General features: G+C 34.6%; 25 protein-coding genes and 1 pseudogene. 14 read left to right on the top strand and 12 right to left on the bottom strand.

The window, feature by feature from the left end:
• Positions 1-54 precede the first annotated feature (54 nt).
• Positions 55-333 (top strand): HPr family phosphocarrier protein, encoded by a 279-nt coding sequence (locus RHAB15C_RS04330; RefSeq protein ID WP_138107085.1) that lies wholly within the window; start codon positions 55-57, stop codon positions 331-333.
• A 100-nt stretch (positions 334-433) separates the two neighbouring features.
• On the opposite strand, the pseudogene RHAB15C_RS04325 reads toward RHAB15C_RS04330, so the two are convergent.
• Positions 434-1270: pseudogene (locus tag RHAB15C_RS04325) on the bottom strand (IS5 family transposase).
• A 321-nt stretch (positions 1271-1591) separates the two neighbouring features.
• On the opposite strand from RHAB15C_RS04325, the gene RHAB15C_RS04320 reads away from it, so the two are divergent.
• The gene (locus tag RHAB15C_RS04320) at positions 1592-4318 is read left to right on the top strand and encodes a leucine-rich repeat domain-containing protein (protein WP_220716028.1); all 2727 of its coding nucleotides are present in this window, start codon (positions 1592-1594) and stop codon (positions 4316-4318) included.
• A 112-nt stretch (positions 4319-4430) separates the two neighbouring features.
• On the opposite strand, the gene RHAB15C_RS04315 is transcribed toward RHAB15C_RS04320, so the two are convergent.
• The 4 genes from RHAB15C_RS04315 to rpiA all read right to left on the bottom strand — a co-directional run bounded on the left by RHAB15C_RS04315 (position 4431) and on the right by rpiA (position 6434).
• Positions 4431-4574 (bottom strand): hypothetical protein, encoded by a 144-nt coding sequence (locus RHAB15C_RS04315; RefSeq protein ID WP_220716027.1) that lies wholly within the window; start codon positions 4572-4574, stop codon positions 4431-4433.
• 6 nt (positions 4575-4580) lie between these two features.
• Positions 4581-4928 (bottom strand): IS630 transposase-related protein, encoded by a 348-nt coding sequence (locus tag RHAB15C_RS04310; RefSeq protein ID WP_194845362.1) that lies wholly within the window; start codon positions 4926-4928, stop codon positions 4581-4583.
• Between the two features lie 387 nt (positions 4929-5315).
• Entirely contained in the window at positions 5316-5729 is a 414-nt protein-coding gene (locus RHAB15C_RS04305; RefSeq protein WP_194845363.1) for a bifunctional nuclease family protein, read from the bottom strand.
• Positions 5730-5756: 27 nt separating this feature from the next.
• Positions 5757-6434 (bottom strand): ribose-5-phosphate isomerase RpiA, encoded by a 678-nt coding sequence (gene rpiA / locus RHAB15C_RS04300; protein ID WP_194845364.1) that lies wholly within the window; start codon positions 6432-6434, stop codon positions 5757-5759.
• Positions 6435-6465: 31 nt separating this feature from the next.
• On the opposite strand from rpiA, the gene RHAB15C_RS04295 reads away from it, so the two are divergent.
• The 8 genes from RHAB15C_RS04295 to RHAB15C_RS04260 all read left to right on the top strand — a co-directional run bounded on the left by RHAB15C_RS04295 (position 6466) and on the right by RHAB15C_RS04260 (position 14029).
• Positions 6466-7221 carry a Nif3-like dinuclear metal center hexameric protein gene (locus RHAB15C_RS04295; RefSeq protein WP_194845365.1) on the top strand — a complete coding sequence of 252 codons (756 nt, stop codon included), beginning with the start codon at positions 6466-6468 and terminating at the stop codon, positions 7219-7221.
• An 89-nt stretch (positions 7222-7310) separates the two neighbouring features.
• Positions 7311-7616 carry a hypothetical protein gene (locus RHAB15C_RS04290; protein WP_194845366.1) on the top strand — a complete coding sequence of 102 codons (306 nt, stop codon included), beginning with the start codon at positions 7311-7313 and terminating at the stop codon, positions 7614-7616.
• A gap of 72 nt (positions 7617-7688) precedes the next feature.
• The gene (gene tyrS / locus RHAB15C_RS04285; protein WP_246587523.1) at positions 7689-8960 is read left to right on the top strand and encodes a tyrosine--tRNA ligase; all 1272 of its coding nucleotides are present in this window, start codon (positions 7689-7691) and stop codon (positions 8958-8960) included.
• A 194-nt stretch (positions 8961-9154) separates the two neighbouring features.
• Positions 9155-9502: an HU family DNA-binding protein gene (locus tag RHAB15C_RS04280; protein ID WP_194845367.1), complete on the top strand. Its 348-nt coding sequence runs from the start codon at positions 9155-9157 to the stop codon at positions 9500-9502.
• 188 nt (positions 9503-9690) lie between these two features.
• Positions 9691-10677 (top strand): L,D-transpeptidase, encoded by a 987-nt coding sequence (locus RHAB15C_RS04275; protein WP_194845368.1) that lies wholly within the window; start codon positions 9691-9693, stop codon positions 10675-10677.
• A 15-nt stretch (positions 10678-10692) separates the two neighbouring features.
• Positions 10693-11664 carry an acetyl-CoA carboxylase carboxyltransferase subunit alpha gene (locus RHAB15C_RS04270; RefSeq protein ID WP_194845369.1) on the top strand — a complete coding sequence of 324 codons (972 nt, stop codon included), beginning with the start codon at positions 10693-10695 and terminating at the stop codon, positions 11662-11664.
• Positions 11665-11686: 22 nt separating this feature from the next.
• Positions 11687-13606, top strand: coding sequence for an ABC transporter ATP-binding protein (locus RHAB15C_RS04265; RefSeq protein WP_194845370.1), 1920 nt, complete (start codon positions 11687-11689; stop codon positions 13604-13606).
• A gap of 165 nt (positions 13607-13771) precedes the next feature.
• Positions 13772-14029 (top strand): hypothetical protein, encoded by a 258-nt coding sequence (locus RHAB15C_RS04260; protein WP_194845371.1) that lies wholly within the window; start codon positions 13772-13774, stop codon positions 14027-14029.
• A gap of 942 nt (positions 14030-14971) precedes the next feature.
• On the opposite strand, the gene RHAB15C_RS04255 is transcribed toward RHAB15C_RS04260, so the two are convergent.
• Together RHAB15C_RS04255 and RHAB15C_RS04250 are read right to left on the bottom strand one after the other, a co-directional pair.
• A complete protein-coding gene (locus tag RHAB15C_RS04255; RefSeq protein WP_194845373.1) occupies positions 14972-15595 on the bottom strand; it encodes an MIP/aquaporin family protein in 624 nt (207 codons plus the stop codon).
• 93 nt (positions 15596-15688) lie between these two features.
• Positions 15689-16405, bottom strand: a complete 717-nt coding sequence (locus tag RHAB15C_RS04250; protein WP_194845374.1) for a putative quorum-sensing-regulated virulence factor — start codon at positions 16403-16405, stop codon at positions 15689-15691.
• Positions 16406-16547: 142 nt separating this feature from the next.
• Between RHAB15C_RS04250 and RHAB15C_RS04245 the strand changes: the two genes are divergently transcribed.
• Genes RHAB15C_RS04245 through RHAB15C_RS04230 form a run of 4 tightly spaced genes read left to right on the top strand, consistent with a single transcriptional unit; the run spans position 16548 to position 20006 of the window.
• Positions 16548-16700, top strand: coding sequence for a hypothetical protein (locus RHAB15C_RS04245; protein ID WP_194845375.1), 153 nt, complete (start codon positions 16548-16550; stop codon positions 16698-16700).
• A gap of 55 nt (positions 16701-16755) precedes the next feature.
• Entirely contained in the window at positions 16756-17811 is a 1056-nt protein-coding gene (gene pdhA / locus RHAB15C_RS04240) for a pyruvate dehydrogenase (acetyl-transferring) E1 component subunit alpha (protein WP_194845376.1), read from the top strand.
• Positions 17808-18788: a pyruvate dehydrogenase complex E1 component subunit beta gene (locus RHAB15C_RS04235; protein WP_194845377.1), complete on the top strand. Its 981-nt coding sequence runs from the start codon at positions 17808-17810 to the stop codon at positions 18786-18788. The genes pdhA and RHAB15C_RS04235 overlap by 4 nt, the downstream gene beginning before the upstream one ends.
• 12 nt (positions 18789-18800) lie before the next feature.
• Positions 18801-20006: a pyruvate dehydrogenase complex dihydrolipoamide acetyltransferase gene (locus RHAB15C_RS04230; RefSeq protein WP_194845378.1), complete on the top strand. Its 1206-nt coding sequence runs from the start codon at positions 18801-18803 to the stop codon at positions 20004-20006.
• Here RHAB15C_RS04230 and RHAB15C_RS04225 read toward each other — a convergent pair.
• The 5 genes from RHAB15C_RS04225 to bamA all read right to left on the bottom strand — a co-directional run bounded on the left by RHAB15C_RS04225 (position 20001) and on the right by bamA (position 25801).
• Positions 20001-20927, bottom strand: a complete 927-nt coding sequence (locus RHAB15C_RS04225) for a magnesium transporter CorA family protein (RefSeq protein WP_194845379.1) — start codon at positions 20925-20927, stop codon at positions 20001-20003. The two genes, RHAB15C_RS04230 and RHAB15C_RS04225, sit on opposite strands and share 6 nt — an antisense overlap.
• 70 nt (positions 20928-20997) lie before the next feature.
• Positions 20998-21498, bottom strand: a complete 501-nt coding sequence (locus RHAB15C_RS04220) for a hypothetical protein (protein WP_194845380.1) — start codon at positions 21496-21498, stop codon at positions 20998-21000.
• Positions 21499-21722: 224 nt separating this feature from the next.
• Positions 21723-22778: a UDP-3-O-(3-hydroxymyristoyl)glucosamine N-acyltransferase gene (gene lpxD, locus RHAB15C_RS04215; protein ID WP_194845381.1), complete on the bottom strand. Its 1056-nt coding sequence runs from the start codon at positions 22776-22778 to the stop codon at positions 21723-21725.
• Positions 22779-22852: 74 nt separating this feature from the next.
• Positions 22853-23416: an OmpH/Skp family outer membrane protein gene (locus RHAB15C_RS04210; RefSeq protein WP_194845382.1), complete on the bottom strand. Its 564-nt coding sequence runs from the start codon at positions 23414-23416 to the stop codon at positions 22853-22855.
• Between the two features lie 15 nt (positions 23417-23431).
• Positions 23432-25801: an outer membrane protein assembly factor BamA gene (gene bamA, locus RHAB15C_RS04205; RefSeq protein ID WP_194845383.1), complete on the bottom strand. Its 2370-nt coding sequence runs from the start codon at positions 25799-25801 to the stop codon at positions 23432-23434.
• Positions 25802-25880: the final 79 nt, after the last annotated feature.

Here is a 25880-nt window from a genome sequence, read left to right as displayed (position 1 = left end):
AAAAGTTTTGTTGAAAAACAAGACTTACTTTTAATGAGTGTTTTTAATTCTAAAATGAAAAAAAAATACAAAGATTTTTTTATTGTAGTTAATGAAAAAGGTCTACATACACGTCCTTCAACAGAATTGCTTAGATGTGCTACAGGCTTTAAAGCAGATGTTACATTGAAATATCAACAAGAGATTGTGAATGCTAAATCTCTTTTGGGTATTTTGATCTTAGCTGCTGATAAAGGAGCTAAGATCAATGTAGAGGCTGTTGGAGAAGATGCAGAGGAAGCTGTGAAGGCAATACTTACACTAGCTCGTAATAAATTTAATATTAATTATTAGAGATCTTTTTCATTTTTCTTGAATGTTTTCATGGTGTATACTGAAGTGTGTTAGAAAAAAGACTTTTCAAGCATTAAACTCATTAGATCTCTTGCATAACTTAATTTTCAAGCTCCCAATTACAAATTCCAGCTATAAGATTAAATCTTAAGCAAAAACGTTTCCGTCGATTTCTATAACGATCAGAGAGTATTTTAAAACGTTTAAGCAAGCCAATCACATTTTCATTAATAGAGCGCTCTCTAGCTAGATATTGGTTGTTGCATTTATCTTCTTTTGTTAGGGGATTTTTTTTTAGTTCTCCTTTTGGGCATTTGTGTTTTTTTATGAAGCTTTTTTAATCCTTGATATCCTGTATCTGTAATTATTTTGGTATGAGGATGGATTTTTACTTTGGATTCTTTAAATAAACGAAAATCATGACGCCTACCATTTGCAAATGCAGTGCAAATAATCTTCCGATTTTTTTTGTCTACTATCACCTGGCTTTTTATCGTATGCTTTTTCTTTTTTCCTGAGTAAAAATACCTTTGGTTTTTTTTGGTCTTTCAATCGGTGTTTCTGTAGCATCTATTAAAACAACTTCATAAGATGTGTTGCTTTTTAACAAAGCTTTACGCTCAGGAAGTGCAAAGTCAGGATGCTTAATGAGCACATCCTCTACCCAACGAATATTCCGATAACAAGCACTTTCTGAAATCTGATAGGAAGCTGCAACATGAAAATAGGTTCGATATTCTCTTATGTACTCAAGAGTCATAAGAAGTTGGTCTTCTATAGACAATCTATTGGGTCTACCTCCAAGAGCTTTCTTTGAGGATTCTTCTTCTTTTAAAATATTCACCATCTTTTCAAATGTGGACCTCTTTACCCCTGTCAATCGGCGAAATTCTTCGTTTCTAAATTCCTTTAAACAATCGTGTCTCGTAAATAAAATCTGTTATGGTTTTTTTTAATTATCTTACTGATATTTTATTGGTTATGCAAGAGATATATTATCTAAATCTTTTGTTTTTTTCAAATTTCATCATGCCTTTACATGTTTTTAAGAGCATTATTTTATACAAGGGCTTTTTTATTTTCCTAGTTTCAAAAGAGCTCTAATCTTTTTTACAAGTGTATAGTTAATAGAAATTTTAAATTCAAAACATTGTAACTAGTATTTAAAATAATAAATTTAGTTATTGATAAACTTATTGACTATTTTAAGTAAATTAATTATAATATTTATTAAATAAATATATTAAAGATAATTTATATGATAAGCCTATTAAAAATAATTCATGGGATAATAAATAGCAGTAACAACGATCCATCTCAATTAAAGCACTCATTTACAGATATTGTAGAAGAATGGCAAAAAGAAGCACCTTTAGAAGAGAATAGAATAGAAGCTGCAAATCGAATTCTTGATTTTTTTAATAACAGCGCAAACCAAAACTTAAACTTATCTAGTCTAAACTTAAGTTCCTTACCTGATATTTTTAATATTTCTTGCTTTTATCATACATTAAAGGGTTTAGATCTCAGCGAGAATCGACTTACAACCTTACCCGATACATTCAGCAATCTAGCTCAACTAACAGAACTAGATCTTAGTGCTAACCAACTTACAACCTTGCCTGATACATTTGGTAATCTATCTCAGCTAACATGGTTAGATCTTAATACTAACCAACTTACAACCTTGCCTGATACATTTGGTAATCTATCTCAGCTAACATGGTTAGATCTTAATACTAACCAACTCACAACCTTGCCTGATACATTTGGTAATCTATCCCAGCTAACATCACTAAGTCTTAATATTAATCAACTCACAATCTTACCCGATACATTCGGTAATCTATCTAGGCTAACATGTTTAGATCTTAGTGCTAACCAACTTACAACCTTGCCTGATACATTTGGTAATCTATCTCAGCTAACATGGTTAGGCCTTAGTACTAATCAGCTTACAACCTTACCCGATACATTCAGTAATCTATCCCAACTAACAAAGCTAGTCCTTAGTACTAATCAGCTTACAGCCTTGCCCGATACGTTCGGTAATCTATCCCAGCTAACATCACTAAGTCTTAATATTAATCAACTCACAATCTTACCCGATACATTCGATAATCTATCTAAGCTAACTTGGTTAGATCTTAGCACTAATCAGCTTACAGCCTTGCCCGATACGTTCGGTAATCTATCCCAACTAACACAGCTAGGGCTTAGTACAAATCAACTTACAATCTTGCCTGATACATTTGGTAATCTATCCCAACTAACACAGCTAGGGCTTAGTACAAATCAACTTACAATCTTGCCTGATACATTTGGTAATCTATCCCAGCTAACATCACTAAGTCTTAATATTAATCAACTCACAATCTTACCCGATACATTCGGTAATCTATCTAAGCTAACTTGGTTAGATCTTAGCACTAATCAGCTTACAGCCTTGCCCGATACGTTCGGTAATCTATCCCAACTAACACAGCTAGGGCTTAGTACAAATCAACTTACAATCTTGCCTGATACATTTGGTAATCTATCCCAGCTAACATCACTAAGTCTTAATATTAATCAACTCACAATCTTACCCGATACATTCGGTAATCTATCTAAGCTAACTTGGTTAGATCTTAGCACTAATCAGCTTACAGCCTTACCCGATACATTCGGTAATCTATCCCAACTAACACAGCTAGGGCTTAGTACAAATCAACTTACAATCTTGCCTGATACATTTGGTAATCTATCCCAACTAACAAAGCTAGGACTTAGTACTAACCAACTTACAACCTTACCCGATACGTTCGGTAATTTATCTCAACTAACACAGCTAGGGCTTAGTACAAATCAACTTACAACCTTACCTGATACATTCGGTAATCTATCCCGACTAACACAGCTAGGGCTTAAAACTAATAAATTCATAACTTTATCTAACACATTCGGCAATCTATCTCGGCTAAAAATATTAGAGCTTAGCAATAACTATTCTTTAACTAAAATTCCTCTGAAAATACTAGAACTTCCCGAATCTAGTGTTATTGCTTTGAGAGGGAACCATAATATTGATCCAGTGATTCTAGAACAACTTTTAACAGCTATTGCTAGTTTTCGTTACAAGGGTCCTAAGGTCATTCTTCATGATACAATGAAAGAGTTCGTAGCAATGATGTATCAATTAATAAAAAAGCCTCCTAGAGAGTTTTCTAAGCTCGAAGAATCAGAAGATTTGTACCTTTGGCTAAAGCGACTATTTGATATTGCTGACTTTAAAAAGGGAGGAGAATTACAAAAAGAATTAATTACTCAAGTGATAAACTACTTAACTGAAGCTAATGACAACCAAGAGTTTCGTGCAACTTTTGATACGATTATTCATGATGCAGTAAGAACATGTGGTGATAGAATGGCATTGTCTATTATAAATTTAGGTGTTGCTCATCAACTTGCAACTGTTTCTTTTACAAACATGCATGCTCTAGCAGATCTTCTTAAAGGTTTATGGGCTATCAATATGTTAGAAGCAATTGCTGAAAATAAAATTAGCGTTTTACGATCTGAAGCTGAAGATCCTGATCAGGAAGTTGATGAAGTGGAAATATACCTTGGATACCTCATCAAACTCAAAGAGGATTTAAATCTTCCTGTAAACATGCAAAATATGCTTTTCTTTGACTGCAGTCAACTAACTCCTGATGACCTAGAAAAGGCTAAAGCATTTGTCTTAAGCCAGCAGAGTCACCAAAAAGCGTATTTTGAGTTTCTTAATCTTCATGATAAATGGATAGCAGCTCTTTCTACTCATTATAAAGAAGAATATCAAGCTATAGTAGATGCAAGAGAAAATTCTGCTAACTTAGAAAACCCAGACTACATTGCTATTAGGGAAAACTTCAATAAACAACTAGAAGCACTAACCGAAAAAGCTTTGTCAAAACGAGTCCGACTCCATACTCTAGATATAGAAGATGTAATAAATAGTTAAATCATTGGTTGCAACATAGTAGTTTGAATTTAAAATTTCCATTAACTACACACTTGTAAAAAAGATTGATCAATAGCTTCTGCAAGGTTTGAATATAAGGTTAAGGCTTCTCTTAGCTGCTATAAAACTTTCTCTGTGATAACGATTTCCTGATACAGCTCCCTATGCTTTTTCCCTCTGGGCGCCCTCGCATTCTTCCTTTGAAGATATTCATTAATCCCACTTTCATCGACATAAACTCGATCTTCTTCAGCAATTTCCTCTATTCTCTTTTGAAACTTCTCTCTTTTCTTATCATCTCTTTCTTGATAGAAGGGCGTCTTTTTTTTAAAGTAATCTTTAGTCTTTTACATGCATAAAAGACCGCAGTTATCGTTACTCCAAAGCATTCGGCTATTTCTTTTAAGTAGCTATCTGGATTCTCTTGAAGGTACGCTTTTAGCTTTTCTCCTTCAATTTTATTAGGAGCCAAGCGCCTTTGCTCTTTTCTCTTGATCCAATTAAATATGCTGCGTGCCGTCACTCCAAAGATTCGACTTGCTTCTTCTTTTGTATTGCCTTTCTCTACATAGTCTAGTGCTTTTTTTCTTAAATCATAGGAATATGCCATGTAAGCATCATACTTCTTTGTCGTGAAAGTTTAAAGTTAAATTGCTATACAATCCCAATGGGGTGTAGATGGTCTTTCTTCTTTTATGCTAGACAAAGAAATCTTCAATAGACCTTTTGCATATGACATTTTCTTTTTTCCTGAATAAAAATATTTTTGGTTTTTTTGATTGCTCAATAGATGTTTCTATTGCATCTATTTACGAGATATCACTTTTTAATAAAGCTTTACTCCCAGTAAGTACAAAGTCGGAGTGCTTAGTTAGCACGTCTTCTATACAACGGATATTCCTATAGCAAGTTTCTAAAATATGATTGGATTGATAGTTCTTCTTATAGAAGGGTTAGTTATACATTTTTTTATAAATTAGATCTTTTGATATTTAGCTTATTCCTCAACAGGGATAGCTTTTTCGAAAACTTCTTTTCTACAAAAGACAGGAATATTGTTTAAAAGAGAAAGGGTGATACAGTCACTAGGTCTAGCATCAATTTCTAAGATGGTTGTTTTTTCGCCGATCTTTTGTTCCAAGTATAAACGTGCAAAGTAGATGGTATCTTCTACATCATGGATAACAATTTGTGCTGTCCGAATATCAAGACCCGAAAAAATGGCATGAATGAGATCATGAGTAAAAGGACGTGGTTTTTTTTTTTCTGTTAGATGCATTTGAATATTATTTCCCACTTGAGGGTCTGTATAGATAGCAAAGCGTTTTTGTTCTGTGCCTAGGATAATCACGGTATAAGAGCGTGATTGCATGATTTTATTGAAAGTAATAGGAATTAATTCAGAATCCATGCTTTTTCTCTTTAATTTGACTATTTATTATTTAGTTACAATTTGTCCATCGAAAAATCCAGTAATTACTCGTTTAGCTAAATTAAAAAAGAAACCCGTATCTATCACTCCTGGAATTTGGATCAATTTTTGATGTTCTTGTTCTGGAAAAGAAATGAATGAGGGGAAATAGATATCGAAAAGATAATTTTGATTATCTGTAATATACAAAGATTGATCAGCATTTGTACGTAGAAGACCTTTATAGCCCGCTTGTTCAATATGGTGTATGGTAGCTGTTGCAGCAAAGGGGAGGACCTCAACAGGGACCTTGATTTTTCCCAACTCTTTTACTATTTTACTCTCATCTATAATTACAATCATTTCTCGGCTCATATTTGCCATAATTTTTTCTCTTACATGTGCCCCACCAGCTCCTTTAATCATACGCTTTTGAGAATCGATTTGATCTGCTCCATCTACAGTTAAGTCAAGAGAACATAATCTGTTGATATCTAAAAGATGAAGACCTCCTTGTTTAGCTTGTATAAAAGATTGTTGAGAGCTAGCAACCACTTTTATTTTTAATCCTTGATGAGAACGTTGGATTAATCTTTCGATAAAATAAAAAGCAGTAGATCCTGTTCCTAGTCCAATTAGCATGTTATTTTCAATTAGTTCAGCAGCTTTGTAACCAACCCTTTTTTTTATTTCTTCTCTAGACATAAACTAATCATGTATTTAATTATCATTGCTAATGATTACCTTACAAGATTTGTTACAATACCTCAATCAACTTTTGCAGCCTGAGTTGTTTTCAGATGTATGTCCAAATGGCCTACAGATAGAAGGTAAAAAGACTATTTCCCGTGTGGCATTTGCTGTATCAGCTAGCCTAGCAACTATTAAACAAGCGATAGCCTTAAAAGTAGATGCTCTTGTTGTACATCATGGGGTTTTTTGGGATAAAACCTCTTGTATTCTTTTGGGTTCTAAAAAACAAAAGTTTCAACTTTTATTAGAGCATAAAATTTCTTTGTTAGCTTATCATTTACCATTGGATGCACATCAAACAGTTGGCAATAATTGGAAAGCAGCTCGCGATTTAGGTTTTACAAACTTAAAAGCATTTGGATTACTGGGCGCAAATAAGATTGGAGTAAAGGCTCAAATTAAACCTACTTTAGTAGAGAGTTTTCAAACAAAGTTAGAAGCGTATTATGAGCACATAGCACACGCTGCATTAGGAGGTAAAAAGCAAATATCTTCTGTTGCTATCGTATCGGGAGGAGCACATTGGATGATAGAACAAGCTATTCAAGAAAAGATAGATTGTTTTGTTACAGGTAGTTTTGACGAACCAATTTGGGACTTAGCTTATGAAAATGGGATGCATTTCTTTGCTTTAGGCCATTTTTCTACAGAAAAAATAGGCGTAGAATCTTTAAAACAAATTACAACTAAACATTTTGCTATTCCTACCCATTTTATCAATCTTTTTAATCCATTTTAGATTCTGTTAAATAAATATTTGATTTTATATCTATTTTACTTTATTATACGAGCATTGGCTTGATTTAAGGTAATAGATAGGAGCTTTGGATGAAACCCGGATACGAAAAAGAGATTGCGGAAGAGAGTTTAAAAACAAAAAAAGTAAGAGAAAAATTAAAAAAACATCTAGAGTCTTTTGATCAAAAAGTCACAGCCCCTGCTCTTAAAAAGAAGTTAATTGAAATCCATAGATGGATTGAAAGACATGCTTCTCAAAGAATTGTATTGAAAGAAAAAAGCATCTCTTTGTTTGATGAAAACCGCAATGCTGCGGAATTTAGTCAACGAGTTAGTGTTCTAGTAGAAAAATTGAAACAAGATATGCAAGTGATCTATAATAAAGATCATTCTTAAATAGCACTCAAAAGTTGATGGAAAATCACTTATAACTTAAGATAGAGGCTTTGTTTTCATTAAAAGATTCCCATGATTATAGAGCATTTACAAAAGCGTGGTTTGTTAGAAGCTACTACTAGTGATGAACTGACAAATCTTCTTCAAAAACCTACCAAGGTATACTTAGGATTTGATCCAACAGCAGATAGTTTGCATATTGGTCATTTAGTAGGCATTATCATTTTACGTTGGTTTCAAAAATTTGGCCATACTCCTGTTGTTGTTTTGGGAGGGGCTACTGCGCGAATTGGAGATCCTTCAGGTAAAAATATAGAGCGTCCCTTACTTGATGCTCAAACAATTGTTGCTAATGTGCATTCTATTGCCAAGCATTTTGAACAAGTGCTTGATTTTTCAGACCCTTCTACGTGTCCTCTTATTCTCAATAATGATCAATGGTTTAAAGAATATGGATTTATTGATTTTTTACGAGATGTAGGTAAGTATTTTCGTTTGAGCACTATGCTAGCTAAAGATAGTGTAAAAACCCGTCTTTCTTCTGAAGAGGGAATAAGTTTTACAGAATTTAGCTATCAATTATTGCAAGCTTATGATTTTTGTCATTTATATACCGATCATAATGTACAGTTGCAGTTAGGTGGTAGCGATCAATGGGGTAATATTACAGCTGGAATTGATTTTATACGTAAAAAGATCAATGTGCAGGTATTTGGGTATACTTTTCCTCTACTCACTCGCATGGATGGCAAAAAGTTTGGTAAAACAGAAGAAGGGACCATTTGGCTTTCTAAAGATAAGTGTTCTGCTTATCAATTTTATCAGTATTTTTATCGAACCCAAGATGCAGAAGTCATTCGTTTAATGCGTATGCTTACCTTTATGGACTTAGCAGAGATTGCAGAATACGAGCAAGCTATAAAGAGTTCAGAATATATTCCTAACACAGCACAAAAACGCTTAGCAGAAGAGATGACTCGGCTGATTCATGGAAGCACAGGGCTGCAAATCGCTCAAAAGGTTACTCAATGCTTAGCCCCTGGTGGTAAAGCAATTTTGGAATTTGATGTGTTAAAAGAGATTTCAGCTAATGATATGCCCATTGAATATGTAAAACAGTCTGAGTTAATTGGTCAGAAATATATAGATATTTCTGTAAAGATAGGTCTTGTTTCTAGTAAAAGTGAAGCTGCAAGGCTTATTCATAATAATGGCGCATATCTCAATAATCAAAAAATTCATGATATCAATTTTTTAATTGAACCAGAGATGGCGATTGAAGATCAGTTTTTAATCTTCAGTTCTGGTAAAAGAAAAAAAATATTAGTTTCTATTAAAAAATAATTTAAAGATAAACTACGTTTTTCACTCTCTTTGTTAAGAGATGTCGATTTTTTTTTATAAAAAACAACTTGATTGAAAATCAAGACGATACAACAATGAGCCTAGTGAATGTAAATAGATAAATGCCCTCTTTTAAGAGAAAAAAAGAGGTATTTTAAAAATGCTTATATTTAGAAACAAGGAGAGTAAGGTTTATGGCAACAATTACTAAAAAAAAGTTGATTCAGATGATCTCTAGGCATCGAGGCTTGCACCCTAATGATGTGCGCAATGTGATTCAATCATTTTTAGATAAAACAACGGATTATCTCTCTGAAGGAAATCGTCTGGAATTACGCGATTTTGGGGTTTTTGAAGTAGTGGAGCGGAAACAGAAAATTGGTCGTAATCCTAAAAATGCAGCTATCCCTATTATCATTCCCGCTCGATTGGCTGTAAAATTTACTCCAGGTAAGAAAATGCGTAAGCTAATGGAAAAGAAAAGAAAACTAACCACAGCCACAGAGCATCAATCTGTATATAAAAATGTGCCGATTAGTTAACTCAAATCAAGTTGCATTTCTTGTCATTAAATAGTTGAAATGCAACTTTTTATCTCTATATAATGGGGTGTTCTCTATTCATTATTTTATTCTAATTTAATCTGAAATAGTTTATAATCTTTATTAAAATTAAATATAATATGAATTTAACTCTTACCATCTAATCCTTAAATGAGGAGAGGCTAAATTTGGCTATTGGAAGAATTCTATTGATTGGTTCAACTGCTTTGTTTTCTATCATAGCAATTACAGCTGTAATCAAAAAAAGTAGAAATCATGATAAAAAAGTAATAGGTCAAATAGAAGAAAAACCGATTCCCCCTATAGTTATGCAGCAGAAAATAGAAATAAAAAAAACCTCTACTAAGCCGCTTTCGTTAAATGGAGATTTACCTTATATAGATCGGATTTATCAATTCTTTTCTAAAAATCTAACTTCTCAATTCCCAATTGTCGAGACAATTTCTTATAGCAGCTCTGTTTCCTGGTTAGCAGGTAGGCCTGCTTGGTTAAATGATTATGCTGACTACTATCAAACCTCTTCTTCTTTTATTTTACGCAGTCTAGATACAAAAGAGGAATATTTTTCACAAAAGAGGATAGTAGAAGGAAGTCGGTTTAATGTATTTCGTAGAGATAAAACAGTGGAATTTTATCTACTTGTAGATATTTCTCGTTGCAAGATGGGTTTTTATTATTTTGATGTAGGAACCAATGAAAGAGTATTGCTAAAAACATACTCTATTGGCTTAGGAAAATTAGATCCTAGCAAGCCCTCTGGTAGTTTAACGCCCCTTGGCAAATATCTTTTGGGAAAGCGGGTTGCTACTTATCAATTGGGAAGCAAAGGAGTTTACCAAAATAAAACAGTGGAAATGATTACAGTATTTGGTACTCATTGGATTCCTTTTGAACAAGAAATAGAATGCACTTCGGAATCTGTTAAAGGCTATGGATTACAAGGCTCTCCCTGGATTGCTGATTCTAACGGACAACTTATAGAAGACTTGGCGTGCATTGGAGACTATAGCAGCAATGGATGCATTCGGTTAGCCTCAAAAGACATAGGGGAGCTTTTTTCCATTATAATTACCAAGCCAACATTTATTGAAATTGTAAAAGATTTTAAAGAAGCCACTCTGCCTGGTATAGAAGTGGCAGCGCCTTCGCGTTAGAAAAAGGAAAATATTATGTTAGCCCATGAAAAACAGATTGTAGAATACGAAAAGACAATCTCTCAATTAAAAGAACAAAATGAAAAAGATAGCACTTTGTGGACAAAAGATGAAATAGAGAATTTGGAAACAAAGTTAGAAAAATTAAAAAAAAATATATGTTCTCAGCTAACTCCTTGGGAAAGAGTTACCATTAGTCGTCACCCTAAAAGGCCTAAAGCAAATGATTATATTCGCAATTTAACCGAAAAATTTATTGAATTACATGGAGACAGGGTTTTTGGGGACGATCCTGCAATTATATGCGGTTTGGCGAAGATAGATGATGTGAATTTTATGGTGATTGCACAAGAAAAGGGTCATGATACAGAAAGTCGTTTGCATCGCAATTTTGGAATGCCTCATCCAGAAGGATATCGCAAGGCTTTAAGGTATATGCGCCTTGCAGCTAAATTTCACTTGCCTATTTTGTGTTTAATTGATACCCCAGGTGCTTATCCAGGCCTTGCTGCAGAAGAAAGAGGTCAAGGGTGGGCAATTGCACAGAATCTTTTTGAAATGAGTCGTCTTTCTACTCCAATTATTGCCATTTTAATCGGAGAAGGATGTTCTGGAGGAGCTCTTGGGATTGGAATAGCTGATGTAATAGGAATGCTAGAACATTCTTATTATTCCGTGATTTCTCCAGAGGCAGGTTCTTCTATTCTTTGGAAAGGCACCAATCAAAATGAAACCGCAGCTAAAGCTTTAAAAATGCATGTAGAAGATTTATTGAAATTCAAGATTGTAGATACAAAAATTGAAGAGCCTTTAGGTGGTGCTCATCACGATCCATCTTTTATATATGCTCAAGTTAAAGGATATATTCTTGAACAATATAAGAGGCTAATACACATAGATCCCGATGTTCTTATTGAACAACGCTATCAAAAATATCGGCAAATTGGTAAGTTCTTAGTTGAAGATATGGGGTTACCTCAAGAGTAATCCTTAGGTTCAAGGATTTACTATGAAACTACTTTTAGATGCTGCTCTAAGAAGTCGTCGCCATCTATATTTATTTATCATCACTTTCTTTACACTGCTTTGTCTAACGATTTCTAGTCAAATGGAGATGTTTGCTCTAGGTGTATTATCAAATAATGGAGCAGATTTTTTTACTTTATTTTCCAGAGAAAACAGTCAAGATGTAGTTTCTTTAAAAGAAGTGCAAGAAAAATGGGATTTAATCGACAAGAATTATACAGGACTGATCACAAAACAACAAGCAATCTCTTTTATTGCACAAAAAAGCGAAGGTAATCCATTAAGTTGGATGCTTGCTAAAGTGAAACAAAAATTCCGTCTTTCTCATAATATTAAAGCTTTAGTCCTAGTTCTGATTTCTGTTGCTATTTTTAAAGCAATTTGGCTTTTTGCAAGTCGTTATACCACACAATTACTTGCTATTCGTGTTAGTCGGGATCTACGTCAGCAGTACTTTGAGCATATTCAATCCTTACCGATGAGTTTTTATCAGCAGCATAATATTGGTAGTCTTTCTGCCCGTGTTGTTGGTGATGCAGGACAAATAGCTACTTCTATTAATTCTTGGTTAACTAATTATCTGCAAACGCCTTTTACCATTATTACTTGTTTATCTATGTGCTTTTATCTCTCTTGGCGTTTATCTCTTGTCATCTTTTTTGGAGTACCTTTAATTATCATTCCCATTGTATTTTTAGCCCGTAGAGTTAAAAGAGCTTCTCGCCAACTACAAAAAAATCAAGAGAGTTTTGCCAATATATTAATCGAATTTTTAGCTGGTATACAGACGGTTAAGATTTTTTCTATGGAAGGTTTTTCTTTGAGAAAGTATAAAGAACAAAATGAACGTATGGCTATTTTAGAAAGTAAAACAGCTAAATATGGCCTTTTGACTCGTCCTATCTTACATGCAATTACCACTTTGTGTTTAGCTTGTGTTGTTTTATTTGGTCTTTATACAATTGGAATGAGCTTATCGCAACTAATTGTATTCTGTGGGATGCTTCAGCTCGTGTATGAACCTGTTAAGAAATTTGCTGATGAAAATGGAAATATCCAGCGCGGTATTGTAGCTGCTGAGAGGATGTTTGAAGTATTACACATTAAGCCCGATATTCAAGATCACCCAGATGCAACTGAACTTACCGGATTTTTTGATTCGATAGAATTTGATAAGGTATGGTTTCGCTATCAAGGGGATTGGATTTTAAAAAACATCTCCTTTACCGTTCGCAAAGGGGAGACAATAGCTATTATTGGCCCCACGGGAGCTGGTAAATCAACGATTGTACAATTAATGCCTCGTCTTTACGACATTCAACAAGGAGAGGTTCGTATTGATGGAAGATCCTTAAAGACCTATACGCAAAAATCCTTACGTGAGCATATTGCTTTTGTTTCTCAAAAACCTTTTTTATTTTGTGATACAATTAGTGCTAATATTGCCTTTGGACGTCCTTTTACTAACCAAGAGATTGAAGAAGCAGCTAAAAAAGCGCATGCTGAAGAGTTTATTATACATTTACCTAATCAATATCAATCAATACTTGCAGAATCAGGACAAAACCTTTCCGGAGGACAGCAACAGCGCCTAGCTATTGCAAGAGCTCTTGTTAAAAAAGCGCCTATTCTTATTTTAGATGAAGCAACATCTTCGCTTGATTCCATTAGCGAAATGCATATTAAAGATGCGATTATCAGCTTAAAGGGAGAGATTACCCAGATTATCATTGCACACCGTCTTTCTACAATTGAACATGCAGATAAGATCATTTATCTTTCCCAAGGAGCTAAAATTGCTGAAGGAACTAAAGAACAGTTATTAGAGAATTGTCCTGAGTTCCGAAGAATGTGGGAGGTTCATTATAATCTAAAAAAAACTCCAGAGAAATCTTTATCGTAATTTCTACGTATAAAAAACTATTTGACAAAAATCCTCTATAAATCTTACTATCTTAACCTAGAAGTTTTTCTTTTATGGAATTAAATACCTTATGTTGCATGGGTTAGAAAACTCATAAAATAAGGAAACATCTATGATCGAATCATTTTTAACGGAGCTAAAAAAATGACAATTAGTGTTAGAATTAATGGTAATTTTCACCAATTGACATGCCCAAGTGAAGAAGGCAATCAGAGAGATTTGAAATGCCAGTCTCAACCATTCACTCTAAGTTACCGCTGCTCAGAGTGTGCTGAGGCATGCCTTAAATGTGAGGCTCCTCGATTAAACAAAAATGCACCTTTTGTAAGAGGTTGTAGTGAAGCGCGCCAGCTTAAATCTAGGGTTTTTTCTTGTGCTTGTTGTGAAATCTGTGAATGTTAGCAATTTCATTTTTGGATTTCTTAGAGCTTTAAACTGTCAAACCTTACACGTTTTAAATAAAGTTCTGTAGTGCAGAATATTGAAATAGGCAGGTGTTAAGCCTGCCTTTACATAAAAAAGTTTAGAAGAATTTGATTTTTACTTTTCAAGTTAGAATCAGCAGGGAGAGATCCATATTGATGGAAAACTTTTAAAAATCTAATACGAGCGTATTGCTTTCGGATGCACATTTACCTAATCAATGAGAACTATTGTCTTAGGTTGAAATTTTTCTCTTATTGGGATAAAGCGTCTTACGCAACATGAGCTAGAAAACTCATGAAATAAGGAAACATCTATAGTTTGGTAACTTTTAATAGGGCTAAAAAAATGACAATTATTGTTAAAATTAATGGTGATTTTCACCAATCGATATGCCCAGACATAGAGTGCAATCAGAGAGATTCGAAATGTCAGTCTCAACCATTCACTTTAAGCTACCGTTGCACAGAGTGTGTTGAGGCATGTCTTAAATGTGAGGCTCCTCGATTAAACAAAAATACACCTTTTGTAAGAGGTTGTAGTGAAGCAAGTAGACTTAGGTTCAGAACTTTTCCTTGTGCTTGCCATAGCACCTGTGAATTGCGTAAACCCTGTAGACTGCTAGATTTTGAATCTTCTGAATAAAAGCCTGTAGTGTAGAGTATTGAAATAGGCAGGTGTTAAACCTGCCTTTACATAAGGAAGTTTAAAAGAGTTTAATTCTTAATTTTCAGGTTTAGTAGAGTTAAAAAAATGACAATTGTTGTTAAAATTAATGGTTGATTTTTACCATTCGAAATGTCAGCTTCAATTAAAAGTGTGAGACTCCTCGATTAAACAAAAACTTTTTCTTGCGTTTGTATATGAGATTGTGAAATGTAATAAGATAAAAAGGCAGGTTTTTAAGTCTGCCTTTAGCTCTTACTTTTCAGAATGTGCAGCTTTAAACACAAGAGCTGAGCATATTCCACCGATTAGATTAGCAAATAAAAATACCCAAAAATTTGCCCAAAAACTCATATTTAGTATGGTTATCGCTAATGCAACAGCAGGGTTAAATGCACCACCTGAGATGGGTCCAACCGCATAGGCTCCTGCAAGAACTGTAAAACCAATAGCAAATCCATAATACGAATTGCCTTTTGTAGCTTTTGAATAAGCGGTATTTAAAACAACATAGCAAAGTGCAAAAGTGAAAGTAAATTCTGCTAAAAACGCTTTCCACACATCAAAGTGCATAGGAAATGCTTGAGAAGTGCCTTTTAAATACATAACAATCCATGCAGCTATGATAGCCCCGATGATTTGTACTAACCAATAGGCGCCTAAATCTTTTACTGATAATTTGCCACGTATATATACAGATAAAGAGATAGCTGGATTATAGTGACCGCCTGATATGTGAGCGCCAGCAAAGACCATAACAGCAAGAACAGAACCAATAGCTAGGGGGGCTAAAAGTCCAGCGCCATCTGGACTAAGCATTGTCATGCCAGCAGTAAAAACTAAGAAAAAAGTTCCTATCAATTCATAAATATACTTCATATTTCCTCTCAAAGTTTACTTTAAATTCCATAATTTGTTTTTTACATATTTTATAGATTTTTTTAAAGAATGTTTTACTTAAGAGGAAATAAATTAAGTACTTGAAAGAAATGGAGTTAAAATTCCTAGTTTTTCAAAACTTTGTTTTAGCTCTTTATTTTCTGACTTATCAAAAGCACCACTAGATGCTAGCCATGTAACATAATTACGAGGGACCTCTTCTAGAGGTTTTCCTTGGTGTTTACCAAATGGCATCCGAGATATGACTTGAGGTTTAGAAAGAAGCTGTAATACCATTTGAATGGGCAAGTCATCAATCATAACGCTAAAAACTTGATGGAGTATGATTACATCATCAAGCGCTCTGTGTGCTTGATTAGAAGAGAAACCATAGGTTTCTCTTAAAAATTGTAGGGAATGCCTAGGAAGATCATTACGGTATTTACGTGCCCATTTAAGGGTATCAATATATTGAAAAAAAGGAAGAGGAACTTCTGCTCGTTTAAATTCTGCTTCCAGAAATAATTGATCAAAGGCATCGTTATTATGAGCAATTAATACCGTATTGTCAGGACAGAATTGTGTGAATTTTTCCGCAATTATTCTAAAGCTAGGAGCATCTTTTACCATTTCATCAGTAATATGATGGATAGCACTGGCTTCCTTTGGAATAGGGCATTCTGGATTGATTAACTCTACAAAAGAGCGATCTTCTATCGGATCATAAGCAGCAATTTCAATAATTCGATCTTTAGCAGATTTTACGCCAGTTGTTTCTGTATCATAGTAAATAGGTCGTAATTTTTTCATAAACCCTCTGTTTTTAACGGATTATAGATTACAAAATTAAATTGATCTATCATTTTATCCTAAAAATAAGAATGGCCAGATTCTTAGCTTTTCAATTTTTCTCATATATAGTATCCTGATTGTCAATAAATTAGGAGTTATAATGATGCGCTTATTAAGTATGGTTTTTGGGGTCATTTGCCTTTCTGGTTGTTACCAAATGCGTTGTGATGAGGATTTGCGTACAGTCCCAGTCACAAATAATCCCTCTATTGTACCAAATAAAGGTGGATTTCCTCCTTTTTCTTCAATGTGATTGATTTATTTATTTTAATTGCGCTAGTTTAAGTTTTAATGAAAAAAAATCGACTATGAAAAAGCAACCCGTAATTGAGTACAATTTTTTTCCAAATAATTTAGATAAAGAGATTGCCTTACTCGGTAAGGACAAACTTCTTTCTGTTCTTGAGCAAATGCTATTGATACGCAATTTTGAAACACGAGCTGAAGGAGCCTACCTGCAAGGTAAGATTGGTGGTTTCTTTCACTCTTATATTGGTCAAGAGGCAGTGCAAACAGCTGCTGTTTTTGCAATGGGGAAAGATCAGTGGTGGGCTACTTCTTATCGTTGCCATGCCTTGGCTCTATTACTAGGAGCCACTCCTAACGAACTCATGGCTGAGTTACTAGGTCGTAGTAATGGTAATGCAAAAGGACGAGGTGGTTCAATGCATTTTTTTACAGAGCAGCTTTTAGGAGGATACGGAATTGTAGGAGGACAAATCCCTGTTTCAACTGGTGCTGCTTTTAGCATTAAATATAAACGAAAAAATGCTTTAAAAGAATCCAAACAAGTTTCTGTATGTTTTTTGGGAGAAGGGGCAGTAGCTCAAGGCTCTTTTCATGAATCGCTGAATTTAGCGTCCTTGTGGGATCTTCCTTGTATATATGTGATTGAAAATAATCATTGGGGTATGGGAACTCATGTAGCAAGAGCTCTTTGTTTAGAGCCTATTGCAGAGACAAAGGCTCCTAGCTTTAATATGAAAGGGTATACTTTAAATGGCATGGATTTTTTTAATTGCTATACAGGTTTTTCTGCGGCATTTGAAGAGGTAAAAAAAATATCACGACCTGTTTTAATTGAGGTGATTACAGAAAGATTTAAAGGACATTCTATTTCAGATCCTGCTTTGTATCGCAGTAAAGATGAACTAAAAAACAACATGCAAAAAGATCCTATCTTTTTGTTAATGCAAGTTATACAAAAAGCAAACATGATCACAGAGAGCGAGTATCAAGCCCTTAACCAAAAACAAAAACAAATAGCAATAGATGCTTTGAAATATGCGGATCAAAGTCCTTGGCCCGATCCCATAACTCTAGAGCAAGATGTATTTGCTCCATTAGAAGAGAGTAACACATGAGCACGCAACTAATAGAAATGCGAGAAGCACTGCGACAAGCTCTTGATGAGGAAATGCAGAAAGACCCACGTGTTTTTATCATGGGTGAGGAAGTAGCAGAATATAACGGAGCTTATAAAGTCACTAAAGGGATGTTAGAGAAATGGGGCCCTGATCGTGTAATAGATACACCCATTGCAGAACTTGGTTTCTCCGGACTTGCTATTGGAGCTGCAATGACAGGTTTAAAACCTGTGGTTGAGTTCATGAGTTTTAATTTCTCTTTTGTAGCTTTTGATCAAATCATATCTAATGCCATCAAAATGCATTATATGTCAGGCAATAGATTTTCCGTCCCGATTGTTTTTCGTGGACCTAATGGAGCGGCAGCACAGGTTTCTTCGCAACATTCGCATTGTGTAGAAGCTCTTTATGCTAATTTCCCTGGATTGATTGTGGTTGCTCCTAGTAATCCTTATGATGCTAAAGGCCTTTTAAAGTCAGCCATTCGTCAGAGTAATCCTGTGCTTTTTTTGGAAAATGAGCTTTCCTATGGAGATAAAATGGAAATTCCCATAGAAGAGTATCTAGTGCCAATTGGAAAAGCACATATTGTTAGAGAAGGAAATCACGTTACATTAATATCGCATAGTCGGATGGTTTTGCTTTGCGAGGAAGTTGCAAAAGAAATGCAAACCCAAGGAATTCAAGTGGAACTTATTGATTTGAGAACCATTAAACCCCTTGACATCGATACCATTGCAATTTCTGTACGCAAAACCCATTTCTGTGTTCTTGTGGAAGAAGGGCACATATTTGGAGGAATTTCTGCAGAAGTAGGTTTTCAGGTTATAGAGCATTGTTTTGATGACCTTGATGCTCCTCTTGTAAGGGTTGCACAAAAAGAAACCCCTATGCCTTATTCCAAAGTATTGGAAAAGCAGACTATGCCCACTAAAGAGCAAATTATCGAAGCGGTGCAAAAAGTTTTAGCTTAAAGGAGTATCTCTATGCCATTTACTGTAACTATGCCAAAACTATCTCCTACAATGGAAGAAGGAAATATTGTAAAGTGGCTTAAGAAAGAAGGCTCATATGTCAAAGAAGGCGATGCTTTTATCGAAATTGCAACAGATAAATCTACAGTAGAGCATGCTGCTTTAGATGAAGGATGGTTGCGTAAGATCTTGATTCAAGAAGGTCACACAGCACAAGTAAATCAAGCAATTGCCATTTTTACTGAACAGGAAAACGAAAGCATAGAAGGATATCAACTAGAAGGGATTTCTCTTACTCAAGAAGCACCTCTTCAAGAACCTCAAAAACAACCAACTTCATATACAGAAGAGCCTTTAGAGGCTACAACTAGAATAAAAGCATCACCTTTAGCTCGCAAAGTTGCAAAAAAACAAGGATTGAATTTAAATCTTGTTAAAGGGTCAGGTCCAAAAGGTAGAATTATGAGTCGAGATCTTGTTTTTACATCATCAAGTGTTAATATGAAGCAACAAGAGCTTCCTAAAAGAGCTGCTGGAGAATTTGAAGAAGAGTCTTTATCTCCTATGCGTAAAGTGATTGCTCAACGTCTGCAAGATGCAAAAAGATTTATTCCTCATTTTTATTGCGCACAAGAAGTACAAATGGATAAAGTGGTCTCTCTAAGAGAAGAGTTAATTTCTTTAGGTATTAAACTCTCTTTTAATGATTTTATCCTGCGTGCTACTGCTTTGGCCTTAAGAGAACATCCTCAGGTAAATTCTGGATTTAATCCTGAATCTCGTACAATTATGCGTTTTAAAACCATTGATATAGCAATAGCTGTCAGTATACCCGATGGGTTAATTACGCCAATTGTTCGTTCAGCTGATGATAAAAATCTACAAGAGCTTTCTAAAGAGGTAAAATCACTAGCTGTAAAAGCGCAGGCAAATAAGCTAAAGCAAGAAGAATATGAAGGTGGCTCTTTTACCATTTCTAATTTAGGGATGTACGGTATTTCAGAATTTGTAGCGATCATTAATCCACCTCAAGCAGCTATTTTAGCTGTAGGAGCGATTGAGGAAAAGCCTATTGTAGTAGATAAAAAAATGATCATAGGCAAAACATTAAAGCTTCAATTATCGGCCGATCATCGGGTATTAGATGGAGTGGATGCGGCTAAGTTTTTGAAAACCCTACAAAAATATTTAGAAGCGCCGTCTATGCTTCTCTTATAACCACATTTTACGCTTAAAAAACCATAGAAAAAGTAAACTAAATCCAAAAATTAAAGATAAAATAATGGCAAAAGCATGCATGCTTTCTGCAAAAGGTAGCGCTACATTCATTCCATAAACACTGCTTACAATGGTAGGAATGTTAAAGATAATGGTTAAGGCTGTTAGCAGTTTAATTGTTTTGTGTAGGTTATTAGTAAAAATGATTTGATAAGAATCTCTTAAACTTCTAATACTTTTTAAAGCAATCTCACAAATGGTTTCCGATTGCTTTAGAGAAAGAAATACATCTTCTAAAAGAGCTTGATCTTTATCTTGCAGAGGAATGTATTTTCCAGACGGCAGTTCTTTTAATACCAATTCCATCGGTTCTAAGCTAGAGAGATATTGATTCAGAATTTCTTCCTGGCGGGTTAAAATAGTGATATCCTCACTATCTACACTGATGATTTCCTTTTCCTGCATTAAGACGTAATAACGCACTTTTCTAATCTGCGTAGTAAATTCTTGAATTACTCGCATACATAAATGAATAACTAATTTAGAGCGTTGTATTGTAGCAAATGTATTTGGTTTATTCAAAAATCCTCGCAATATGCCATTTTTTTGAGGGCTAATGGTAATAAAATAGCAAGGGGTGACAATCATGGTTAGCGTTTCTGTATATAAACCAACAGCATTGTCTAATTCGATAGGACAACGAGAAAAGATCAGTACATTATTTTTAATATGTTCAATACGAGGAATTTCATAACGATCAACGCTATCTTGGAGATCACTATACTCCAATCCGATCAATTGACCCACCTGATCTAAATCAGCAGCTAATGCTTCTTCCAAATGAACCCAACACCCATCTTTAGCAGAAGGAATCGGAATAAAAGATTCGTTTTTTGTTGTTTTAAAGAAGTATTCGATCATTTTTCCATAGCCTTGTATTTAGTTTAAGCTATGGCAAAATGCAGAATTTAAGTGCAATATTAAAAAAGGTTTAATGGGTATTAAGAAGCATTTCTAATGTTGTCTCACCAGTATAGAAAGTTCCCCAAGAATACTTCCCTAAGGAATAGCCAAACCATTGTGTTCGGATTGCTGATTGAGCAGGATCTTTTTCGTTATATAGAGAAAAATCCTTTACTGCTTTTTCCGGAGAATATGTGGCAACAAAACTGTAATACAAGCTATTGTCTTGTTCGTATAGGACATCTACTCGTTTTTCTACTTCTATATAGTTTTCTCGGTAAACGTAATAAAGAGCGGAAAGTCCTACAATAATTACTTTAATAAAGCTTTCAATGGCAGAAGAAATAGCCCATAATCTGCAAAATATCTGGATGGAAGGATCTTTTGCCATTTGTTGAGGACTCAATTTATTGTGGTAGTGAAAATACCAACGCTCAAAGCCTACCTGGCCTCGTAAAACTCCTCCAGACTGAACAACAGAACTTACTGTGCTTACAGTTCTATTTAAAACTCTTACTATGCCGCTCATAACCATTTCTCTCTTTAGAAAAACTTAAAAAAGAGTATTTTATATAAATTTATTATAAAAATAAATATAAAATATATTTTTTAAACCAAGTTTAAAAATAAGAGTAGTAATTATTATTAATTAATAAATATATAAAAATTAATATAAACTATAAGGTATTCTGAGATTGTAAATTTTTATGTTTAAGAGAACTATAAAAGACTAAAGTAGCTCTTAACCTTACTTTAGTAAGAGTTTTTAAAAGCTGTTTTCTCTAGTTCTTCTACTCTTTTTTTTAGCTCTTCGATTTGCGCTAAATATTTTGGGATATTTCTAACACGTGCTTGTTCTCTATTGTACTTGGGAAGGGGTGTAACAGGGCTGCCACCGTATTTGCCTGGTTTGTCAATGGATTTACTGACTCCACCACGAGTAGCAATCATGACATTACTGGCAATTTCCACGTGACCTACAACACCCACTTGTCCGCCAAACATGACATTTTCACCGGTTTTTACAGAACCAGCAATCCCTGTTTGAGATACAACGATATTATGAGGCCCAAGGCTTACATTATGGGCGATTTGAACGAGGTTATCAATTTTTGTTCCTTTACCGATTCTGGTTACTTTAAAACGAGCTCGATCGATTGTTGTATTGGCACCTATTTCTACATCATCTTCAATGATAACAGAGCCGAGTTGCTCTAGTTTGGAATGCTGACCATTTTGACATGTTGTATATCCAAAACCACAAGAGCCAATGACAACTCCTGGTTGTAGAATAACGCGATTACCAAGGATGGTTTTCTCTCTAATGGTTACATGGGAATAGATGGTGCAGTCTTCTCCAAGGCAACTATTAGGCCCCACAAAAGTGAAAGGATAAATGATGCATCCTTTGCCAATTTTTGCATTTTTGTCAATTACAACAGAAGGGCCTATTTGTACATTTTGGCCGATTTCTGCACTCTCGTGAATAACTGCAGTAGGATGGACTCCTTCAAAACCTGAATTATTTTGTGGAAGCAAGAGAATTTTTATAATCTTTTGAAAAGTAATAGAAGGGTTATCGGATAGAAGAAAATTTTTCCCTTCTTCTGCAGGAAAAGTATTGTCTACACAGATTACTCCTGCTTTAGACTGGTTCATCGATGCACGGTAACGAGGATTAGCTAAAAAGGAAGCGTCTTCAAAGCCTGCATTTTCTAGTGAGTCAACATTATTAATGAGATGATGAGGATTGCCTACTAAAGTTGATTCTGTAAGCGCAGCAATTTCTTGTAAAGTAAACTTTTTCATATGATTAATAGGCACTTATCTAGATGGATAAATGCCCAGCTCCTTCTGTTTTTGATTCTTTATACACAAATGAACTATTTTACTGCTTCGTGCTTTGCTTCGTTAGGAGTTTTTTTTTGTGTTTGAGCTATTTGATCAAATTTTTCATCTAATTTTTTAACCACAGTATTAGTTATATCTAATTCTTTAGGGTAATAATGGCACGCATCGCTTTTTAAAATAATACAGCTATCTTCTTTGTTCATTTCTTCTAGAGCTTTATCAATATTGCTTTGTAGTTTTTGGCCAATCTGCATCTCTTTTTGATAAAGAATTTGCTGGCATTCTTCGTACATTCCTTTCAAATCTTGACTTAACCTAGCATAATCACTTTCTAATTTCTGCTTTGTTTCTGGGTTCATGCTATCCAAAATGTCTGGATTGCTTAGCTTTTTTACAATATCTTCGAGCTCTTTGCTTACCTCTTCAATTAAGGTTGCTTTTTGGTTTTTAAGATTTTCGAAAGCTTCTTGCTCTTGTTTGCCTAATTTAGAATTCATAAAACAGTCTCGAGTATTTACTACCTTGTATTCGGTAGCCATTAAAGACGTGCTAAGGACTGTAAAAAACAATACGGCCGAAATAAATGGATTTTTCATAAGATATACTCCTTGTTAAAATTGTCCACCCATAGAAAAGAAAAATCTACGCACTTCACTGCGTCCTGAGGGATTAATCGGGAAACCCATTCCTAAAGTAATAGGAACTTTGTTTGCTATTTCAATACGTGCTCCAAAACCAGCACTAAACTTAAAGTCTTTAATATACCAGCGTTTCAATCCAATACTTCCTGCATCTACAAAAACAAATCCATCCACGAAGGGAAAGATTTGGTGTAAATATTCAAGAGATAATACAGTGGAGGAAATACCACCGGTGGGATCTCCATTAGAAAAATGATCTCCTAAATCAAAGTCGCGATAACCACGTACAGAGTTAATTCCTCCAATAAAAAAACGCTCTCCTAAAGGAATTTGTGTAGGTTGGCTTGTTCTACCAACAGGCTCAATAAAGTTAAAGTCAAAACGAGATTTAAAAGTTCCACATTTCCAAAGAGGTATATAATAGCTATTTAAATAAGCAAAACGCCAAAAATAAAAATCTCCTCCTAGGCCAGCAAATTCTGTTTCTAAGCGTGAACGAAATCCTTTATGTGGTTTAAAAGGGTTATCAGTAGAATCAAAAGTAAGAGATGGTCCAAATCCTGATACAATCCCTTCTTGATTCGCTTGCTCTCTTTCTAAGGGAGTAGCACTTTGCGTTATATGCGTTCTAGAGTTATTGAAGCGATATTTCATTCCAAAAGTCCAGAAATTATTGAGGGGATAAGAAGCATGTAAATCAAAACCTAATTTTTGAATATCGTACTTTTTGGATGTTAATTCACTATAGGTATTAAATACATCAAAACCCACTCTCCATAAACTATCGCAAAAGTAAGGATTCAACCAAGAGAGCGTGTAGGCCTGTTGTTTTTTCCCAAAGTTTAAACGAAGATGTGCATATTCACCTCCCCCCCTTAAGACTGCAGGGCCTTCTGAAAAAAGTTTTGCAAAGCCTTTAATGTTAAAATTTGCTTCAGAAAAATCCAATCCACCAAAAATGCTTTCTGCGCTACTAAATCCTGCAAATAAGCTGGCATGACCGGTTTTGGTTTCTTTAACCTCAATGTAAATATCTCGATAGTTTTTGCCAAATTGCTCTTCATCTTCTGTTCGGACTGCATATACATTTACACTTTCAAAATAGCCGACATTTTGCAACCTGTCTTCTGTAGCTTGAAGTTTTGCCGTATCAAAAGTTTCACCTGGTATGAGAAGTGATTCACGCAAGATGACATGGGTTTGTGTAGCCATGTTCCCATATATCCGAATCATGCCAATGCGATATTGCTTTCCCTCATCAATATGAAAAGAGATATTAAAAGCTGTGTCATTTACGCATGGTTGAGCTTCAGCTTGGATATTTGCTTCTAAATATCCTTTGCGTCCATATAAATCTTTAATGGCTTGCAAAGTTTTCCGTAATTTTTCCGGTGAGTATATATCGCCTTTATGGATGAGAAAAATCTTTTCGATTTCTTCGTTAGAAAATAATTCATTGCCCTCAAATTGAATGGAATTAAAATGAAAAACAGGTCCTTTTTCTGTGGAAATAACCAGAATAATTTTCCCTTCTATTTCAGCTTCGTGAATTTGTATATCAACCTTTGCATCTGCGTACCCTAAGTTTTGAAGATAATTGACAATGGTTAAACGATCTTGTTCTAACCCTTCTTCATGATAGGTTCCTTTGCCTGTTAGCCAGCTGAGCAAATTATATTTTTTTGTATAGATCATTCCCAATAATTCGCTTGTTTCTTTTTTTGTGAAACCTTGAAAGACAATATCTTCAATTCGACCTGATCGTCCCTCAAAAACTTCAATATTAATAGACACTTCATTTGTTCTTGGGTGTGGCACAGTTATATATTGCAGCTGTGATTCGAAATAACCCTTTTTAACGTAATATTCTTTAACTTTATTAAAAGATTTGTTAAAAGACTGTCGATTAAAAACGGCATTAGGCTTAAGTCCTAATTCTTTTTGCAAGGCTGTAGTTTTAATTTTTTTATTTCCATTCCATGTAATTGAGCGAACTTTAGGTCTTGGCCACATTTTTAATGTAATATATACCTGTTGGTCTCGAACCTGTATAGAAGGTTCTACTCGATCGTACTCTGCAACAAGTGTTTTTAAATCCGCGTCAAAATCTGCTTGAGAAAAAACATTTCCTACCTTGCTTTTGAGCTTGGAAAGCACAATTTGAGGATTAAAAGAGGTGTTTGTACTCAAGTCCTCTACTTGTAAATCAATGTCTGCAATACGACACTCTTCAAACACTACTGTTGAAGAAGAGGTAAAAGCCGATGATACAGAAGAGAGGCTAGTAAATGCGATTAAAGAGAGATAAGTAGCAAGCTGTTTGATCATTTGATATTTCATCCGATAGCGTGTTTTATTCCAAGAGCGATACAAATGGATTGATTATAAGAAAACTGCTGAAATTTTTGCAAATTACTAA

The organism is Candidatus Rhabdochlamydia porcellionis (genome assembly GCF_015356815.2).
Classification (GTDB): Bacteria; Chlamydiota; Chlamydiia; order Chlamydiales; family Rhabdochlamydiaceae; genus Rhabdochlamydia; species Rhabdochlamydia porcellionis.
The sequence above is the reverse complement of the archived record's forward strand: the minus strand, read 5'-3'. Positions and strand labels throughout refer to the sequence as shown.